At 70.3% G+C, this 18,400-nt stretch carries 18 protein-coding genes and 1 tRNA gene; 11 read left to right on the top strand and 8 right to left on the bottom strand.

The window, feature by feature from the left end; translation table 11 throughout:
- Nucleotides 1-33: 33 nt before the first annotated feature.
- The 3 genes from QM699_RS05915 to QM699_RS05925 form a co-directional block, all read right to left on the bottom strand.
- Nucleotides 34-219 carry a Flp family type IVb pilin gene (locus QM699_RS05915; RefSeq protein ID WP_415010249.1) on the bottom strand — a complete coding sequence of 62 codons (186 nt, stop codon included), beginning with the start codon at nucleotides 217-219 and terminating at the stop codon, nucleotides 34-36.
- Between the two features lie 134 nt (nucleotides 220-353).
- Nucleotides 354-554, bottom strand: coding sequence for a Flp family type IVb pilin (locus tag QM699_RS05920; RefSeq protein WP_415010250.1), 201 nt, complete (start codon nucleotides 552-554; stop codon nucleotides 354-356).
- A 200-nt stretch (nucleotides 555-754) separates the two neighbouring features.
- Entirely contained in the window at nucleotides 755-2,287 is a 1,533-nt protein-coding gene (locus tag QM699_RS05925) for a UxaA family hydrolase (protein WP_415010251.1), read from the bottom strand.
- Nucleotides 2,288-2,492: 205 nt separating this feature from the next.
- On the opposite strand from QM699_RS05925, the gene gcvT reads away from it, so the two are divergent.
- On the top strand, nucleotides 2,493-3,620 hold the full coding sequence (gene gcvT, locus QM699_RS05930) for a glycine cleavage system aminomethyltransferase GcvT (RefSeq protein WP_415010252.1): 1,128 nt from the start codon (nucleotides 2,493-2,495) through the stop codon (nucleotides 3,618-3,620).
- A gap of 29 nt (nucleotides 3,621-3,649) precedes the next feature.
- Nucleotides 3,650-4,012, top strand: coding sequence for a glycine cleavage system protein GcvH (gcvH, locus tag QM699_RS05935; RefSeq protein WP_415012707.1), 363 nt, complete (start codon nucleotides 3,650-3,652; stop codon nucleotides 4,010-4,012).
- 137 nt (nucleotides 4,013-4,149) lie between these two features.
- On the opposite strand, the gene QM699_RS05940 is transcribed toward gcvH, so the two are convergent.
- The 4 genes from QM699_RS05940 to QM699_RS05955 form a co-directional block, all read right to left on the bottom strand.
- A complete protein-coding gene (locus tag QM699_RS05940) occupies nucleotides 4,150-5,931 on the bottom strand; it encodes an ABC transporter transmembrane domain-containing protein (protein ID WP_415010253.1) in 1,782 nt (593 codons plus the stop codon).
- A 97-nt stretch (nucleotides 5,932-6,028) separates the two neighbouring features.
- Nucleotides 6,029-6,817 carry an FAD binding domain-containing protein gene (locus QM699_RS05945; protein ID WP_415010254.1) on the bottom strand — a complete coding sequence of 263 codons (789 nt, stop codon included), beginning with the start codon at nucleotides 6,815-6,817 and terminating at the stop codon, nucleotides 6,029-6,031.
- Nucleotides 6,818-6,830: 13 nt separating this feature from the next.
- Nucleotides 6,831-9,200: a xanthine dehydrogenase family protein molybdopterin-binding subunit gene (locus tag QM699_RS05950; RefSeq protein ID WP_415010255.1), complete on the bottom strand. Its 2,370-nt coding sequence runs from the start codon at nucleotides 9,198-9,200 to the stop codon at nucleotides 6,831-6,833.
- Between the two features lie 17 nt (nucleotides 9,201-9,217).
- A complete protein-coding gene (locus QM699_RS05955) occupies nucleotides 9,218-9,706 on the bottom strand; it encodes a (2Fe-2S)-binding protein (RefSeq protein WP_415010256.1) in 489 nt (162 codons plus the stop codon).
- 231 nt (nucleotides 9,707-9,937) lie between these two features.
- Between QM699_RS05955 and mce the strand changes: the two genes are divergently transcribed.
- From mce to QM699_RS05995, 8 genes are all read left to right on the top strand, one after another.
- Complete coding sequence (gene mce / locus QM699_RS05960; RefSeq protein ID WP_415010257.1) at nucleotides 9,938-10,342, top strand: methylmalonyl-CoA epimerase; 405 nt, start codon at nucleotides 9,938-9,940, stop codon at nucleotides 10,340-10,342.
- Nucleotides 10,339-10,632 (top strand): DUF1467 family protein, encoded by a 294-nt coding sequence (locus tag QM699_RS05965; protein WP_415010258.1) that lies wholly within the window; start codon nucleotides 10,339-10,341, stop codon nucleotides 10,630-10,632. Before mce ends, QM699_RS05965 begins: the two co-directional genes overlap by 4 nt.
- 353 nt (nucleotides 10,633-10,985) lie before the next feature.
- Complete coding sequence (locus QM699_RS05970) at nucleotides 10,986-12,131, top strand: OmpP1/FadL family transporter (RefSeq protein ID WP_415010259.1); 1,146 nt, start codon at nucleotides 10,986-10,988, stop codon at nucleotides 12,129-12,131.
- 69 nt (nucleotides 12,132-12,200) lie between these two features.
- On the top strand, nucleotides 12,201-13,445 hold the full coding sequence (ilvA, locus tag QM699_RS05975; RefSeq protein WP_415010260.1) for a threonine ammonia-lyase IlvA: 1,245 nt from the start codon (nucleotides 12,201-12,203) through the stop codon (nucleotides 13,443-13,445).
- A gap of 3 nt (nucleotides 13,446-13,448) precedes the next feature.
- A complete protein-coding gene (locus QM699_RS05980) occupies nucleotides 13,449-14,219 on the top strand; it encodes an alpha/beta fold hydrolase (RefSeq protein WP_415010261.1) in 771 nt (256 codons plus the stop codon).
- A 41-nt stretch (nucleotides 14,220-14,260) separates the two neighbouring features.
- Nucleotides 14,261-14,336 (top strand) — tRNA-Thr (locus QM699_RS05985).
- A 281-nt stretch (nucleotides 14,337-14,617) separates the two neighbouring features.
- Nucleotides 14,618-15,940, top strand: a complete 1,323-nt coding sequence (locus QM699_RS05990) for a DUF5930 domain-containing protein (RefSeq protein WP_415010262.1) — start codon at nucleotides 14,618-14,620, stop codon at nucleotides 15,938-15,940.
- Nucleotides 15,930-16,442, top strand: coding sequence for a bactofilin family protein (locus tag QM699_RS05995; protein WP_415010263.1), 513 nt, complete (start codon nucleotides 15,930-15,932; stop codon nucleotides 16,440-16,442). Before QM699_RS05990 ends, QM699_RS05995 begins: the two co-directional genes overlap by 11 nt.
- A 117-nt stretch (nucleotides 16,443-16,559) precedes the next feature.
- Here the strand turns inward: QM699_RS05995 and QM699_RS06000 are convergent, their stop codons facing one another.
- A complete protein-coding gene (locus QM699_RS06000; RefSeq protein WP_415010264.1) occupies nucleotides 16,560-17,195 on the bottom strand; it encodes a hypothetical protein in 636 nt (211 codons plus the stop codon).
- A 72-nt stretch (nucleotides 17,196-17,267) separates the two neighbouring features.
- On the opposite strand from QM699_RS06000, the gene QM699_RS06005 reads away from it, so the two are divergent.
- Nucleotides 17,268-18,362: an NUDIX domain-containing protein gene (locus tag QM699_RS06005; RefSeq protein WP_415010265.1), complete on the top strand. Its 1,095-nt coding sequence runs from the start codon at nucleotides 17,268-17,270 to the stop codon at nucleotides 18,360-18,362.
- The last annotated feature ends 38 nt before the right edge of the window (nucleotides 18,363-18,400 follow it).

The following is an 18,400-nucleotide window of genomic DNA, read 5'->3' on the forward strand; positions in this document are numbered from 1 at the left end:
GGCAGGGCCTCCGCCCTTGTGAGCGACAGATTGTTACTTCTGGGCTTCGGTAAGCTTGGTATCCACGGTCTCGAAGGTGGTCTTCATCGTCTTGCCGAGGGTTCCCACGGCACCGATGATGACGACGGCGATCAGCGCCGCCAGAAGGCCGTACTCGATGGCGGTCGCGCCGGACTCATCATCCCACAGCGACTTGCCAAAGTTAAGGAAGTTGTTCATCTTCATCTCCTGCTATACGCTACTCAACTTGGGTGGCGTCGCCACACGGACTTCTGTATTTTGCGGGTTCCCTCCTGTCAAACTTGTTATACTTCGAGTTGTTCCCATTGTGTTCACCCGTTCATAACGGGCGGTCACGGGGCGGCTGACTTGGCGATCTCCGCCTGCAGGGTGTCGCTGGTGCTGGCGAAGAAGCTGGCAAACGTCCGGCCGGTGGTTCCGACGGTGACGAGGATGGCTCCGGCCAGCAAACCGGCCAGCAGGGCATACTCGATGGCCGTCGCGCCGCGCGTGTCGCGCAGGCACCGCTGCCACAGGGTCCAGAGGCTCGCCATCGTCGGATCTCCCGCCCGCCAGGGCAGGAGCCAAGGAGACCCGAGAGGCGTTGAAATTCCCTTATCGGCGCAAGGGACCGGAAACCCTGTACAAACGCCCGGAGTCAAAACGGGCCGCAAGGCTCCCGCCCGCGGCCCGATCCAGCGCCGGGGCGCTGTCGATGTCGTTCAGATGCCGTCCCGCCCGAACAGGCGGCGGGTCACATCACCGCGCCGACCTGCCAGGGCACGAACTCGTTGTCGCCGAGCCCGAGCGCCTCGCTCTTGGTCTTCTCGCCGGACGCCACTGCCAGGATGCGGTCGAGGATCTCCGCGCCCTTTTCCTGAAGCGTCACGCCCTTCGACACGATATCGCCGCAATTGATGTCCATGTCGTCAGGCATCTGCGCATAGAGCCGGTCGTTCGTCGCCACCTTGATCGTCGGCGACGGCTTCGACCCGAACGCCGAGCCGCGCCCGGTGGTGAACACCACCACCTGCGCCCCGCCGGCAATCTGCCCCGTCGTCGCCACCGGGTCGTACCCCGGCGTGTCCATGAACACGAACCCCGGCGTCGTCACCTGCTCGGCGTACTGCACGACGTCCGCGAGCGGCGTCGAGCCGCCCTTGGCCGCCGCGCCGAGCGACTTCTCGAGGATCGTGGTCAGCCCGCCCTGCTTGTTGCCGGGCGAGGGGTTGTTGTCCATCGAGCCGCCGTTCATCTCGGTGTACCGCTCCCACCAGCGGATCCGCTCGATGAGCTTCTGGGCCACCTCCGGGCTGACCGCGCGGCGCAGCAGCAGCTGTTCCGCCCCGTAGATCTCCGGCGTCTCCGCCAGGATCGCCGTGCCGCCGAGCCCGACCAGCATGTCGGAGGCGACGCCGAGCGCCGGATTGGCGGTGATCCCGGAGAACCCGTCAGACCCGCCGCACTCCAGCGCCACCTTCAGCTCCGAGGCCGGTACGGGCTCGCGCGTGACCGCATTCACCTCCGGCAGCAGAGCGTGGATGCGCGCCACGATGTCGGCGATCGTCCTGGTCGTGCCGCCGGTCTCCTGGATCGTCAGCCCGTGGAAGCGCTGCGGGGCGCCGGTGCCATAGGACTGCTGCATCCGTGCCACCTGCATCACCTCGCAGCCGAGGCCGACGAACACCGCGGCGCCGACGTTCGGGTGCGTCGCGTGGCCCCAGAGCACACGCTGGAGGTTGTCGAAGCCGACGCCCTCGGCCGCCATGCCGCAGCCGGTGCCATGGGCGAAGGCGACCACGCCGTCGACGTTGGGATAGTCCGCGAGGATGCCGGAGCGCATCACCTGGTCGGCAGCCCGCCGGATCACTGTCGCGGAGCAGTTCACCGTCGCGCAGACCGCGATGTAGTTGCGCGTGCCCACCTGGCCGTTCGCGCGGCGATAGCCGAGGAACGTCCGCGGCGCGAGCACCGGAATCGCGGCGCGCGCGGCCTCGAGGTCCACGCCGATCTCGTAGGCCTGATCGTGCGCCCCGAACGCGCAGTTGTGGGTGTGGATGTGCTCGCCCGCGGCGATCGGCACGGTGGCATAGCCGATGATCTGGCCGAACTTCACGATGGCGCCGCCCACGGGGATGTCGGTGCGGGCGAGCTTGTGCCCCGGCGACACCGGATGATCGAGCGCCACCCCGGCGCCGAGCGGGCGGGCGCCCTGCGGCGCGCGCAGCGTCAGGATCGCCACGTTGTCGGCGGGGCTGAGAATGAGCGGAGTGGCTGCGTCGAGCATCTGCGTCTGCCTTGGCGAAAGCGGCTGTCGGTGGTCGCGTGGGTTATCCTTGCGCCTTCCTCATGGCCTTGGGCAAGGCGAATGTAAAGCATTTAACAATTAAATACCGCGCCACGGCCGAAAGATGCCGGCGCCGGCCCCGGGTTGCGGTCGGCGGCGGCAGCGTCCTATGACTGGCTTCGCATCTTCCAGGCGGAGGCAAGGGGTGGCGGACGAACTGGCAGAGACACCGCTGCATGCGTTGCACGTCGGGCTCGGCGCCCGCATGGTGCCGTTCGCGGGCTATGACATGCCGGTGCAGTATCCGACCGGCATCCTCAAGGAACACCTGCACACGCGCACGGCGGCCGGTCTCTTCGACGTGAGCCACATGGGCCAGATCGCGCTGCGCCCGGTGTCGGGCGATGTCGCCGACGCGGCGCGGGCGCTGGAGCGGCTGGTGCCGACCGACATCCTCGGCCTCGCGCCGGGACGGCAGCGCTACGGCTTCTTCACCGACGCGGCCGGCGGCATCCTCGACGACCTGATGGTGGCGAATCGTGGCGACCACCTGCTGCTGGTCGTGAACGCGGCCCGAAAGGCCCACGACCTCGCCCTCCTTCAGGCCGGCCTCGATGGCGTGGAGGTGGAGCCGCTCGACCGCGGCCTCGTGGCGCTGCAGGGGCCGGCCGCCGAGGCGGCGCTGGCCGAGCTTTGCCCCGACGTGCGCGGCATGCGCTTCATGGACGTGCGGGCGCTCGAACTCGGCGGCGTGCCGGCGATCGTGTCGCGCTCCGGCTATACCGGAGAGGACGGCTTCGAGATCTCGCTTGCCGCGCGCGACACCGCCGACGTGGCGCAGCGGCTGCTGGCGAGCCCCGGCGTTCTGCCGGTCGGCCTTGGCGCCCGCGACTCGCTCCGGCTCGAAGCCGGGCTGTGCCTCTGGGGCCACGACATCGACGAGACGACGACCCCGGTCGAGGCGGCGCTGGAATGGGCGATCCCGCCGGCCCGCCGCGCCGGTGGCGCGCGTTCCGGCGGCTTTCCCGGCGCCGAGGTGATCCTCGGCCAGATCGCCTCGGGTGCCGCGCGACGCCGCGTCGGCCTGCTGCCCGAGGGGCGGGCGCCGATGCGCGAGGGGGTGGCGCTCTTCGGCGCGGAGCCGGGCGGGCCGGTCGGGCGCATCACGTCCGGCGGCTTCGGCCCCAGTCTCGACGCGCCGGTCGCCATGGGCTACGTGCCGATGGAGTTGGCGGCGCCTGAGACTCGGCTCTCGGGCGAGTTGCGCGGCCGGATGCTGCCTGCGACAGTGACGAGGCTGCCCTTCGTCCGCCCCGGATACCGCCGGGCGTGAACGGCAACGGGAGTCGAGGAGGAACGATGCTGCGCTTCACCGAAGAGCACGAGTGGCTGAAGCAGGACGGCGACGAGGTGGTCGTCGGGATCACCGAGTACGCGACGGAACAGCTGGGCGACCTGGTGTTCGTGGAACTGCCGGAAGAGGGCCGCACCGTGGCCAGGGGCGACGAGGTGGTGGTGATCGAGTCGGTCAAGGCCGCGAGCGACATCCTCGCACCGCTCGACGGCCAGATCACCGAAGTCAACGTGGCCATCGTCGCCAACCCGGCGCTGGTAAACGAGGATCCGCTGGAGGACGGCTGGTTCTTCAAGATGACGCTGGCCGAGCCGGCGGACCTCGACGGGCTGATGGACGAGGACGCCTATCGCGAGTACGTCGAGTCCTGACGCCGGACCTCCCACGCGCCATGGCCTTGCGGGCGGCGCGTGGGATCGCCGCTGCCACCCGCAGACCGAGCAGCGTCCGCCCTTGATCCCTTTGATTTGAGAGTCTTGTCAGGCTTCTCGCACGTGGGACGGCAGGTTCACGCCGCCCCGTCGGTGAACTGCAGCCGGGCCAGCCGGGCGTAGAGCCCGTCCTCTGCCACCAGCGCCCCGTGGGTGCCCTGCGCGACGATGCGGCCCTCCTGGAAGACGACGATGCGGTCGGCCCGCTTCACCGTCGCCAGGCGATGGGCGATGATGAGCGTGGTCCGGCCCCTGGCCAGCGTCTCGACCGCCGCCTGCACCGCCCGTTCGCTCTCGGCATCGAGCGCGCTTGTCGCCTCGTCGAGCAGCAGCACCGGCGCATCCCGCAGGATCGCCCGCGCGATCGCCAGCCGCTGGCGCTGGCCGCCCGACAGCATCACGCCGCGTTCGCCGACGTGGGTGTCGTACCCGTCGGGCAGGCGCGCGATGAACTCGTGCGCCGCGGCGGCGCGGGCCGCCGCCTCGACCTCGGCGTCGCTCGCCCCGGGCCGGCCAAAGCGGATGTTGTCCCGCGCCGTGGTGGCGAAGATCACCGGCTCCTGCGGCACCAGCGCGAGGTTCCGCCGCAGGTCGGATCGCGTCATGTCGCGGATGTCGATGCCGTCGAGGCTCACCCGGCCGGCGGCAGGATCGAAGAACCGCAGCAGCAGCTGGAAGACCGTGGTCTTGCCCGCCCCCGAGGGCCCGACGAGCGCCACGGTCTCGCCGGGCTCGATGGTCAGCCGCACGTCGTCGAGCGCGCTCTGGGTCGGCCGGGCGGGATAGTGGAAGGTCACGTCGTCGAAGACGATCCGCCCGACGACCGGCGCGGGCAGGGGCAGCGGATGCTCCGGGTCCTCGATCGGGTCCACCGCGGCGAGCAGCTCGGTCATCCGCTCCGTCGCCCCGGCGGCGCGCTGCAGCTCGCCCCAGATCTCGGACAGCGCCCCGACCGAGCCGGCGACGATCACCGAATAGATGACGAACTGCACCAGCTCGCCGGAGGTCATCGTGCCGCCGCGCACGTCGCGGGCGCCGATCCAGAGCACCGCGACGATCGCGGCGAAGACCAGGAAGATCACGATCGCCGTCATCACCGCGCGCGTGCGGATCCGCGACTGGGTGGCGGCAAAGCTCGCCTCGGTCAGCGCGCCGAACGCGGCGCGGCTCGGCTCCTCGTGGGTGTACGCCTGCACCGTCTGCGCGGCGAGCAGGCTCTCGCTCGCCTGCGCCGCGGACTCGGCGATCCGGTCCTGGCTGAGCCGCGACAGCCCGCGCAGCCGCCGCCCGAGCGTCAGGATCGGAACGACCACGAACGGCACGCCGATCAGCACCAGCCCGGTCAGCTTCGGGCTGGTCCAGAACATCAGCCCGAGCCCGCCGACCAGCATCAGCAGGTTGCGCAGCGCGATCGACACCGACGAGCCGATGACCGACAGGACGACGGTGGTGTCGGTGGTGAGCCGCGACAGCACCTCGCCGGTCATCAGCCGCTCGTAGAAGCCCGGGCTCATGCCGATCACACGGTCATAGATCGCCCGCCGGATGTCGGCCACCACCCGCTCGCCCAGCCGGGTGACGAGGTAGTACCGCGCGGCAGTGCCGACCGCGAGCAGCGCGGCGATCGCCAGCGCCGCGGCGAAATAGGCGTTCACCAGCGCCGACGACTGGCCGAAGAAGTTGTCCACCACCCGCCGCACGGCCAGCGGCAGGCTGAGCGACAGGGCTGCCGTCGCGGTGAGCGCGACGAGCGCGCCCCACACTGTCAGGCGATAGGGCCTGAGAAACGGCCATAAGCCTCGCAGGGGGCCGACACTGCTTGCCTTGGCCCGATCTGCGCCGATCTCGTTGCGCGCCATCGCCTCTCTCCGCCTGGGTGCCCGCGCCTTAGCAAAGCCAGGGCGCGGCGCCAAGCCGACGGAACGTCTCAGGAGAGGCGCACGTGGGCGGCGGGGGTCATCCCGCCGCGGCGACCGCCCGCTTCGTCATCACGCCCACCAGATGCGCGCGATACTCCGGGGTGCCGTGCATGTCGCCGATCATCCCGTCCGGATCGGCCGCGAGGCCCTGGACCGCCGACGGGCTGAAGCTCGACGACAGCGCCCGCTCCGCCTCGGTCCAGCGGAAGACGCCGTTCGCCGAGGCGCCCGTCACCGCCACCCGCACGCCGTCCGCGAACCGCGCCACGAACACCGCCACCAGCGGGAAGCGCGAGGCGGGCTGGCGGATCTTCTCGTAGTGCGCGGCCTGCGGGATCGGGAACACCACCTCGGTGATGATCTCGCCTTCGTCGAGAGCGGTGGCGAACATCCCCTGGAAGTAGTCGTCCGCCGCGATCTCGCGCCGGTTCGTGACGATGGTCGCGCCCGACGCCAGCGCCGCCGCAGGATAGCAGGCCGAAGGATCGTTGTTCGCCAGGCTGCCGCCGATGGTGCCGCGATTGCGCACGTGCGGATCGCCGATCCGTTCGGCCAGCGAGGCGAGCGCGGGATAGGCGCTGGCCGCCTCCCGCGCGACGGTGGCGTGCAGCGTGCCGCCGCCGATCCGCACCTTGCCCCCTTCGGTCCGAACGCCCTTCATCTCGGAGATGCCGCCGAGGCAGACCAGCTTCTCCGGCATGGCGAGGCGGGCCTTCAGGGTCGGGATGAGCGTCTGCCCGCCCCCGAGCGCCTGCGCGCCGTCCTCGGCGAGGGCGGCAACCGCGTCCGCGACCGTGGTCGGCCGCACCAGTTCGAATGCGTACATGCTTCCCTCCCCCTCAGGCTTTCGCCGCCTGGATCGCCGCCCAGACCCGTGCGGGCGAGAGCGGCATGTCGATGTGGTCCACGCCGATCCCGGCGCCGTTCAGCGCGTCGAGCACGGCGTTGACGAGGGCGGGCGGCGAGCCGATCGCGCCGGCCTCGCCGCAGCCCTTCACGCCGAGCGGATTGTGGGTGCAGGGTGTGACGCACGAGTGGTCGACCCTGTAGCTCGGCACGTCGTTCGACCGCGGCATGGCATAGTCCATGTAGCTGCCGGTGGTGAGCTGGCCGTTCTCGTCGTAGCCGGCCGCTTCGAGCAGCGACTGGCCGATGCCCTGGGCGATGCCGCCGTGAACCTGGCCCTCGACGATCATCGGATTCACCACGTTGCCGAAGTCGTCGGCCGCGGAGAACGCCAGCACCTTCACCCAGCCGGTTTCCGGATCGACCTCGACCTCGCAGGCATAGCACCCGGCGGGGTAGGTGAAGTTCGACGGATCGTAGAACGCCGTCTCCTCCAGCCCCGGCTCGATCTGGTCGAGCGGATAGTTGTGCGGCACGTAGGCCGCGAGCGTCACGTCGGTCCACGCCACCGACTTGTCGGTGCCCGCGACGGAGAAGCGCCCGTCCTTCAGCTCGATATCGGCCTCGCTCGCCTCCATCAGGTGCGCGGCGATCTTCTTTGCCTTGGCGACGATCTTGTCGACCGCCTTGACGATGGCCGATCCACCGACCGCCAGCGAGCGCGAGCCGTAGGTGCCCATGCCGAAGGGCACCTTCGAGGTGTCGCCGTGCGAGATCTCGATCTGGCCCGCGTCGATGCCGAGCATCGAGGCGACCACCTGCGGGAACGTCGTCTCGTGCCCCTGGCCGTGGCTGTGGCTGCCGGTGAAGACGGTGATGCCGCCGGTCGGGTTCACCCGCACCGTTGCCGCCTCGTAGAGGCCGGCGCGGGCGCCGAGCTGGCCCACGAGGTTCGACGGGGCGATGCCGCACGCCTCGATGTAGGACGAGATGCCGAGGCCGCGCAGCTTGCCGCGCCCGGCGCTCTCGGCCTTGCGGGCCGGAAAGCCGGCGACGTCGGCGATCTCCACGAGCTTGTCCATCAGCGCGTGGTAGTCGCCGGTGTCGTAGTTGACCGCGACCGGGGTCTGGTAGGGGAATTCGGTGACGTAGTTCTTGCGCCGGATCTCGATCGGGTCGAGCCCGAGCTCGCGCGCCGCCTTGTCGATGACCCGCTCGATCTGGAACGTCGCCTCCGGCCGCCCGGCGCCGCGATAGGCGTCGACCGGCACGGTGTTGGTGAAGACCGCCTTCACGTTCACGTAGATCAGCGGCGTCTTGTAGTTGCCGGCCATCAGCGTGCCATGCAGGTAGGTCGGGATCGACGGCGCAAACGTCGAGAGATAGGCGCCCATGTTGGCGAGCGTCGAGCTGCGGAGGGCGAGGAACGTGCCGTCGGTCTCGGTCGCAAGCTCGATCTTCGTCACGTGGTCGCGGCCGTGGGCGTCGGACATGAACGCCTCGGAGCGCGTCGACGTCCACTTCACCGGGCGGCCGACCATCTTGGCCGCGGCGGTGACGAACGCCTCCTCGGCGTAGTGGAAGATCTTCGAGCCGAAGCCGCCGCCCACGTCGGGGGCCACCACCCGGAGCTTCTGCTCCGGAATGCTGAGCACGAAGGCGCCCATCAGCAGGCGGATGACGTGCGGGTTCTGGCTCGTGGTGTAGAGCGTGTGCTGGTCGTCGGCGGAGTCATAGTCGCCGAGCGCGACGCGCGGCTCCATCGCGTTCGGGATCAGCCGGTTGTTGACCAGCTCCAAGGTCGTCACATGCGGCGCCGCCTTGATCGCGGCATCGACCGCCTCGCGGTTGTCCTCGATGAAACCCCAGTCATAACAGAGGTTCGTGCCGGCATCCTCATGCACCAGCGCGGCGCCGGGCTCGAGGGCCGCGCGCATGTCGACGACGGCGGGCAGCTCCTCGATCTCGAGGTCGATCGCCTCGGCCGCATCGCGGGCCTGCGCCCGGGTTTCGGCCACCACCGCGGCGATCGGGTCGCCGACGTGGCGCACCTTGCCCTCGGCGAGGATCGGGTGCTTCGGCTCCTTCATCGGCTCGCCGGCGCGGTCATGGATCTGCCAGCCCGCGGGGATGCCGCCGGCGGAGGCGAAGTCGGCGGCGGTGAAGACCTTCACGACGCCGGGCATCGCCTCGGCGGCGCTCACGTCGAGCCGCGTGATCCGCCCGTGCGCCACGTCGGAGCGCAGGAACCAGACATAGGTCTGGTCCGGGCGGTTGAAATCGTCGGTGTAGCGGCCTTTCCCGGTCAGGAAACGCACGTCTTCGCGGCGCTTGGTGCTCGCGCCGATTCCGCCATCCGGCATCGTGACCTCCCTCGGGCTTATTCGGCTGCGACGCGGGTCGACGCCAGCTCGACGGCTGCCGCCTGGATCGCCTTGACGATGTTGTGGTAGCCGGTGCACCGGCAGATGTTGCCCTCGAGATACTCGCGGATCTCGGCCTCGGTGGGGTTTGCGTTTTCCTTCAGCAGGGCGGTCGCGGTCATCACCATGCCGGGGGTGCAGAAGCCGCACTGCAGGCCATGGTGGGTCTGGAACGCGGCCTGGACCACGGAGAGCGCGCCGTCCTTGCCGGCGATGCCCTCGATCGTCGTCACCTCGGCGCCGTCGGCTTCGAGGGCGAAGATGTTGCACGACTTGATCGAATTGCCGTTCAGGTGCACGACGCAGGCGCCGCACTGCGCGGTGTCGCAGCCGACATGCGTGCCGGTCAGTCGCAGTCCCTCGCGCAGGAACTCGACGAGGAGCGTTCGCCCCTCGACCTCGCCGGTTACCTTCCGGCCGTTCACGGTCATCGATACCTGTGGCATACGATCCTCCCAAACCGATGTGCCTCCGGCCGCGGACGCGGATCCGGCGGGTGTCTGTCTCATATCTGATGCGGAACCGGCCCGGATGCCAAGGGGCTTTTGGTATGGGACGGGAAACGGCGCGGGCGGCGGCTCGGGACGGCACTCCGGCGCGTCGCTGCGCGCTTCGGCCGCCTTGCCGTGGTGGCGGCGATGGCTTACCCCCGTGGGAGAAGCGATCGAGGGGAACACATGATCGGCCGTCTCAACCATGTCGCGATCGCCGTGCCCGACCTCGACGCAGCGGCGGCGCAGTACCGCGACACGCTGGGCGCCTCGGTCGGGGCGCCGCAGGCGGAGCCCGACCACGGTGTGACGGTGGTGTTCATCGAGCTGCCCAACACCAAGATCGAGCTGCTGCATCCGCTGGGCGAGGGCTCGCCGATCGCGGGTTTCCTCGCGAAGAATCCGGCCGGCGGCATCCATCATATCTGCTACGAGGTCGACGACATCCTCGCGGCGCGCGACCGGCTGAAGGCGTCCGGGGCGCGGGTGCTGGGCGATGGCGAGCCGAAGATCGGCGCCCACGGCAAGCCGGTGCTCTTCCTGCACCCCAAGGATTTCACCGGCGCCTTGATCGAGCTCGAGCAAGCATGACCGTCATCTCGGCGCTGGTCCTGTTCTGGCTGATCTGGTTCATCACGCTCCAGTGCATCATTCCGATCGGGCTGAAGACTCAGGGCGAGGCCGGCGAGACGGTGGAGGGAACGCCGTCGTCGGCGCCGGTCAATCCGATGATCTGGCGCAAGGCGGTGCAGACCACCGTGGTGACGGTGGTGATCTGGGGGCTGACCTGCGCGTTCATCCTCTGGAGCGGGCTGACGGTGCGGGACATCGACTTCTTCCACCGCATGAGCCCGCCGCCGGCGACGGAGCCGGCGAAGTAGGGCTGCCGGCGGGCCGGTGACGGATCGGGCATTCCCGAGGCACGGGCGCGCACGGGGCGCGCGCGAAGGTCGTCAGTGGGCTATGCGGAAGGGCGCCAATCCGGCCGTGGCTGCCTCGTCAGATGCGCGCTGCTTCTTCGACGGACGGTCCGCCTTCGCCAACGGATGACCCGCGGGAGGCGGGCGGTCTTGACTGTCGCGCAGTGTACGCCGGGCGCGACGGCGTGCGCGGGGAAAGACCCGCCAGCCGCGCCCCTGTATCGCCAAAAATGCAACCTGAGATAGAATTGCAATTGCATCGGGATGGTTAAAATACGATAAACGGCGGATCACCGTCCGTCCCGGAGGAGCCAATGCCTCGTGCCCGGGCCTGTGCGCTCATGGCGCGGGCCGCCGTCGCGCTCGCGCCTGCCGCGATCCTGCTCACGCCCGGCCCCGGCGAATCGGCGGCGATCGAGCGGTCAGTGCCGTCCACCAGCCGGATCCTGTTCGAGCCCGGCCGGTACGGGGAGATCGGCGCCACCTGGGTCGATCCGCGGCAGAACGGGTCCGGGGCCGACCTGACCGTACTCGGCGCCCCGGCGGTGATCGCGGGACGCACCGGGGACATGTTCGATCCGGAGTGGACGCTGAACGGTGCCCTGAAGACCGACCTCGGCAGGCGGCTCTCGTTCGCGCTCATCGTCGACCAGCCGTATGGGGCGCGCACCACCTATCCCGGCGGCGCCTCGCCGGTGGCCGCGCTCTATGCCGGGACGCTGGCGCGGCTCGACACCTGGGAGGCGACCGGGGTGCTGGCGTGGGACGTCGCCACGGGGGTGAAGGTCTATGCCGGCCTGCGGGCACAGTGGCTCGAAGCACGGTCGGAGATCCCGTTCATCGCCGGCTACAGCGTCGAGGGCGCCGGCGACTGGGGCGTCGGCTACCTCGCGGGTGTGGCCTACGAGCGGCCGGAGATCGCCTTTCGCGCGGCGCTCACCTACTACTCCCCGATCCGCCACCGGCTCGAAACCGCCGAGACCGCCGCGCTGGGCAGCGAGACGAGCACCACCGAGATCAGCACGCCGCAGTCCGTCGCGCTGGAGGTCCAGTCGGGCGTGGCGCCGCGCACCCTCGCCTTCGGATCGGTGCGCTGGGTCGAATGGTCGGACTTCGACATCTCCCCGCCGCTCTACGGCGCGATCGTCGGCGAGCCGCTGGTCGACTACAGCGGCGACTGGTGGACCTGGACGGCGGGCGTGGCGCACCAGCTGACCGACACGCTGGCGGGCTCGCTCTCCGTGACCTACGAGCCGTCGATCGGCGGGGCGCTGACCACCCTCGGGCCGCACGACGGGCGCACCACGGCGACCGCGGCCCTGAGCTACGATTTCGGCGCGGTCAACCTGACCGGCGGCGTCACGTATGGCCGGCTCGGCGATACCGCGAACGCGCTCGAAACCCAGTTCGACGACGGCTCGGTGCTGGGGCTCGGGATGCGCCTCGGGATGCGGTTCTGACTTTCTGAGACGGTTGCCATCCCCGCCGATGCCGGCCTATGCAGCGGCATCATGGCGCGGAGAGGCGGGATGGACGGGGACTTCGTTGCGGCGGTGCGCGGGGCGGCGGTGGCACTGGCGCCGGTGCTGGAGCCGACGCCTTTGCAGCGCAACGACTTCCTGTCGGCGCGCTATGGCGCCGATGTCTGGCTGAAGCGCGAGGACCTGACGCCCGTGCGCTCGTACAAGCTGCGCGGCGCCTTCAACGCCATGCGCAAGGTGCTGGCGCGGCCGCGGGCGCCCTCGCGTTTCGTCTGCGCGTCGGCCGGCAACCACGCGCAGGGACTGGCTTTTGCCTGCCGGCACTTCGGGGTGGATGGCGTGGTGTTCATGCCGGTGACGACCCCGCAGCAGAAGATCGACAAGACCCGCGCATTCGGCGGCGGCCGTGTCGAGATCCGGCTGGTCGGCGATTATGTCGACGCAACGCTGGCGGCGGCGAAGACCTTCGCTGCGGCACAGGGGGCGCATTTCCTGCCGCCGTTCGACGATCCGGACGTCATCGAGGGGCAGGCGACCTGCGGGCTCGAGATCCTCGAGCAGCTCGGCCGGGCGCCCGACATGCTGGTCGTTCCGGTGGGCGGCGGCGGGCTGCTGTCCGGCCTTTGCCGGATCGTCGAAGCCATGGCACCGGGGACGCCGCTGGTGCCGGTGGAGCCGCGCGGGGCGGCGAGCCTGCAGGCGGCGCTCGGGGCCGGTCATCCGGTGACGCTGCCCGATGTCGACAATTTCGTCGACGGCGCCGCCGTGGCGCGGATCGGCGAGCTGAACTTTGCCGCCTTCGACGGCTTGCGCGCCGAAGACGTGGTGCTGGCGCCCGAGGGGCGGATTTGCGCGACGATGGTCGAGATGCTGAACGTCGAGGGCGTGGTGCTCGAGCCCGCCGGGGCGCTTGCGATCGACGCGCTGCGCGATCTCGACATCGCCGGGCGCACCGTCGTCGCGGTGGTCTCGGGCGGCAACTTCGACTTCGAGCGGCTGCCCGACGTGAAGGAGCGGGCGCTGCGCTGGGAGGGGCGGAAGAAGTACTACATCCTCCGCCTGCCGCAGCGGCCGGGTGCGCTGCGTGAATTCCTCGAGACGCTGGGGCCGGACGACGACATTTCGCGCTTCGAGTACCTGAAGAAGTCGGCCCGCAACTTCGGCTCGGTGCTGATCGGTATCGAGACCAGCGCGCGCGAGAACTTCGCGGGGCTTGAAGCGCGCGTGGCGGCGGCCGGGTTCACCTGGCTCGACATCTCCGACGATGCCGTCATCACCAGCCTGATCATCTGACCCGTGCAGCTCGCGTCCGCCATCTTCGGCACCGCCACGGAGCGCCCGGCTCTGCTCGTCGTCCACGGTCTGTTCGGGTCGCAGCGCAACTGGAGTTCGATCGCCAAGCGTCTGGCACTGCTCCGGGAAGTGGTGACGGTCGATCTGCGGAACCACGGCCAGAGCCCGCGGAGCCCGGTCCACGACTATCCGGCCATGGCGGCGGATCTGGCGGAGACCATCGCGGGTCACGGTGGGCCGATGGATGTCCTCGGGCACTCGATGGGCGGCAAGGCGGCGATGACGCTGGCGTTGACCCGGCCGGAGCTGGTGCGGCGGCTCGTCGTGGCCGACATCGCGCCGGTCGCCTATGACCACGACCAGATGCGCTATGTCGACGCCATGCGCGGCGTCGATCTCGCCCGGATCACCCGGCGCGGCGAGGCCGATGCGGCGCTGGCCGGGGCGGTGCCGGAGGCGGCCGTGCGCGCGTTCCTGCTGCAGAGCCTCGTCGTCGAGGACGGCCGGGCGGAATGGCGGATCAATCTCGATACGCTCGCGGCCGAGATGCCGAAGATCCTCGATTTCCCCGCGACCGACGCGCGCTTCGACGGCGCGACGCTGTTCCTGACGGGCGCGGCGTCGGCATATGTGAAGCCGGCTTACCGCGCGCGCGTCCTCGCGCTGTTCCCGGCGGCGGAGCATCATGCGCTGGCGGGCGCAGGCCACTGGCTGCACGCGGATGCGCCGAATGCGTTCGTCGCGGCGGTCGAACGGTTTCTCGATCGAGACTAGGCTCTGGACGCGCGCGGCGGCGGTTGCTAAGGGAGGCGCGCGCCGCAGTAGCTCAGCTGGTAGAGCACGTCATTCGTAATGATGGGGTCGGGGGTTCGAGTCCCTTCTGCGGCACCACTTCTCCCTTTCCGCTGCGATGCAGCATCCGGTGATGATCGGGGCGAGCCTGTTCGCGATGCGAGTGGATGCGAAAGGGCGGTTTTCGATCAGCCGGTTACGTGCGCCGGCCGATCTATTGTGCGGTCCTGCCGCCTTGCAACCATAGGTTGATCTTCGGCAAGTATCCGCCACCTCGCAGCGTTCTGATCGCTCTCGCGTTGCACTGCACCTGTATCGTTTTTAGACACCCTGCGGTGGGGGGCAAACGCCGCCGAGGGGATAACAACCAGGGGGCGAGCGTGGGGTCACTTCGGCGACGTGTAAACGGCGGGCTCGCGCGCGTTATCCCGGAGAAGCACCTCCTCATCCAGACGCCAAGGTCCACCCGGTCGCTGCGCTTTACCCCGCTCGTCCAGCTGATGTCCGGCACGGCGTTCGCCGGGATCGTCGGCTGGGTCGCGGTATTGTCGGCGACGCTGGCGATCGAAGCGGTGGGGCCGGATCACCGGCTCAGTTCGGCGGCGGTGCTGCAGTCGGCCTATCAGGAGCGGCTCGAGTTGGTCGCGGGCGAGCGCGACCAGCGGGCGGCCGAGGCGCGCTCGGCTCAGGAGCGCTTCCAGGTCGCGATGGACCAGATCAGCCGGCAGCAGACCCAGATCCTGCAGGCGGTCGAGGAGCGGCGCGAGCTCAGCACCGCGCTCGACCTGATGCGGCAGCGGTTGTCCGACGCAGTGGCGCAGCGCGATGCGGTGGCGGCGGCGAACGAGCGGCTGGTGAACGAGGTGAGCGCCTCGATCGGCCGCGAGGCGGACGGGGCCGGCCTGACCGACACGCTCGGCACCGTGTCGCAGGCGCTGTCCGAGGCGGTTGCCGCGCGCGACAAGGCGGCGGCCGACCGCGAGGCGCTGAGCCAGCAGCTCGCGGATATGGAGCTGAAGGCGCGGGTCGACGGCCAGCGCCAGAACGAGATGATCGACGAGCTGGAGCAGGCGGTGGCCATGTCGTTCGGCCCGCTGGAGAAGATCATCGGCAAGACCGACCTCGACGTCGACGGGCTGATCGCGACGGTGCGGTCAAACTATTCCGGCGTCGGTGGCCCGCTCGAGGGGGTGTCGCTCAACACCCGCTCGATGGACGGGCCGAACGACGGACGCTTCGACAAGCTGATGCTCGACATCGACCGGATGAACCTCATGCGTGTCGCGGTCGAGAAGCTGCCCGTGGCGATGCCGGTGCTGAACACGTTCCGCTTCACGAGCCCGTTCGGCTATCGCAACGACCCGAAGGGCGCGGGGCGTCGGATGCACGCTGGGGTTGATATGGCCGGGCCGCGCGGCACGCCTGTCTACTCGACCGCCGATGGCGTGGTGATCGCGGCGGAGCGTGAGAGCGGGTATGGCAACGTCGTGAAAATCCGGCACGATTTCGGTCTGGAGACGGTCTATGGCCACCTCAGCCGGATTCGGGTGGCCATCGGACAACAGGTATCGCGTGGCGTGCAAATAGGTGATATGGGTTCAACCGGGCGTAGTACGGGCTCGCACCTCCACTACGAGGTTCGGGTCAACGACCAGCCCGTGAACCCGATGTCCTATTTGGAGGCCGCAAAGGATGTTTACTAAGCCGAAGCCGGAGACGAAGCCCGAGGAGCCGCGCGCCACCGCGCCGATCATCGAGCCGGTCTCCTTCGCCTCGCCGATCGAACGGCAGGCTCCCGCGCCGGTTGCCGCCGCGCCGAAGCCGAAGCCGGCGGCCTCGATCCTGTCGTCCGACATCACCATCACCGGCAACGTCCGTTCGAGCGGCGACATCCAGATCGAAGGCACCGTCGAGGGCGACATCCGTGCGCACACGCTGGTCGTCGGCGAGGGTGCGACGGTGAAGGGCGAGGTGATGGCCGAGGACGTGGTGGTCCACGGCCGTGTCGTCGGACGGCTGCGCGGGCTCAAGGTGCGGCTCAGCCAGTCGGCGCGCTGCGAGGGCGACATCGTGCACAAGACCATCGCCATCGAGAGCGGTGCGCATTTCGAGGGCTCGGTCCAGCGCCAGGAAGATCCGCTCGGCAAGGGCAAGGACGCTCCGCTGCGCGGCGTTGCCCAGGGCGCGGAGCTCGCCTCCGCCTGAACCCGACGCGCGGGTCCGCCGATGCGGACCGGGGGGCGCGCGCCCATTTTCCACCAAGTCATCGACCAGTTCATTTTTTCAAGCCGTCCGCGCCGATTGTCCGGCGTCCGCCGCGGCCTACGCGGCAGAATCGACCATCAGACAGAGGCAGGGCACGGTTTCCGCGGCACGGGGCACGTCGGCCAGCCCGGCGAGGCAGTCGCCGGGGCCGAACGTCATCGCGGCGGCCAGCGCCGTGCCGGAGAGGAGCAGGCCGGTCGCCCCGCCCGACTCGCCGGGCCCGCGCAGCGGCGCGCCGGCGGCCGCGCGGCGGATCGTCACGCACTCGCCCGGAAAGCCGTCGAGGCGGCTCGCCTCCAGTCCCGGGGCGACGGCGGCAAAGGCAAGCTCGCGGATCGGCCGCTCCAGCCGGCGGCAGAGCGGCCGGGGCAGCGGCCAGCCGTCGGCATCGAAGCACGGCTCGGCGCGCTCGGCCGCCTCGATGCGGGCGAGTGCGGCCTCGAGACAGCGCGGCGCGGGCGCGACCGGGTCGGCCTCGGCGAGAAGCGCGCCGCCGAGCGCCTCGAAGCGCGCGGCCTTGGCCCGGCAGCACGGGCACGAGGTGAAATGGCTGGCGACGAGCAGGCTCAGGCCGGGCGGCAGCAGGCCGGCGGCGTAGTCGGAGATCATCGCGGCCGGGACGTGCGCGTGCGGCCCGCCGGCGCAGGGGGCGGGGTCGGCGGCGAGAGGCGAGGCGGTCGTCGGAATCTTCACGGGCGGGCCACCTGTTTCTGCCTAGGTCGGGGTGCTACGACGGCACTCGATAAATGGATCACCGGAGGCACTTTGGCCACGCTCTTCCTGCACCCGCCCTTTGACGCTCCCGACGTGCTCGCGGCGATCCTGCCAGACGGCCCTCCACTTGCCACCCGGGCGGCCACGCTGGGCGACCTTGCGCTCGCGGGCGACGGCGGCGTGCGTGCGGCGCTGGTCCGCCGGCCGGGCGCGGAGGTCGCGGGCCACCTCGCGGAGCCGACGGCCGGGCAGCGCGCCCGGCTCGATTTCGCCATGGCCGCGCTCGGGGCCGCGCCGGAGCCGGTCGCGGGCGGGGCGGAGGCGTATGTGTTCGCCGATGCGCCCGACGGCGCGGCGGAGCCCCGGCCGGCGGGCGAGGCGCGCCAGCGGCTGATCGAGGCGCTGACCGAGGCGATGGACCACTTCGGCCGGCGGGCGGCGGCCGACATGCCGTTCCTGATGCATGGCATCGCGATCCGCGCGCTCGGCCGCGCCCGCGGCCCGGAGACCCGCGTTCCCCACACGCTCGGCTCCGGCTTCGGCACCGGCGACGTGACGCGCGAGCGGCTGCTGCGGCCCTACGCGCACTACTTCGGCATGGAGGAGCATCGCGTCCGGCACCGGCGTCATGACGGCGGCCAGTCCGCAATGCTGGAGCGTGCGGTCTTCACCAGCGGCGATGCGGTAACGGTGCTGCCCTACGATCCGCGGCGGGACGCGGTGCTGCTGATCGAGCAGTTCCGCGCCGGTCCCTGGGCCCGGCAGGATCCGCGGCCGTGGTGCCTCGAGACGGTCGCCGGCCGCTCCGACCGGGCCGAGCCGCCGGAGGCGACGGCGCGCCGCGAGGCCGAGGAGGAGGCGGGCCTGGTCCTCGGCCGGCTGGAGCGGATCACCGCGTACTACCCGTCGCCCGGCATCATGTCGGAATACATCGTCGCCTTCGTCGGCGAGGCCGACCTGAGCGCCGCGGGCGGGACGCACGGGCTGGCGGAGGAGGACGAGGACATCCTGTCGATGGTCGTCTCGCGGGCCGATGCCGGGGCGGCGGTGGCCTCGGGCGAGATCAACTGCGCGCCGCTGATCCTGTCGCTGCTCTGGCTCGACGCCAACGCGGCCCGGCTGCGGGCGGAGTGGGCCGGTCTCTGACGGGGCTTCCGTGATGGGCTCGGCCGGCCTTCGGTGGA

Source organism: Amaricoccus sp. (assembly GCF_047602525.1).
Classification (GTDB): domain Bacteria; phylum Pseudomonadota; class Alphaproteobacteria; order Rhodobacterales; family Rhodobacteraceae; genus Amaricoccus.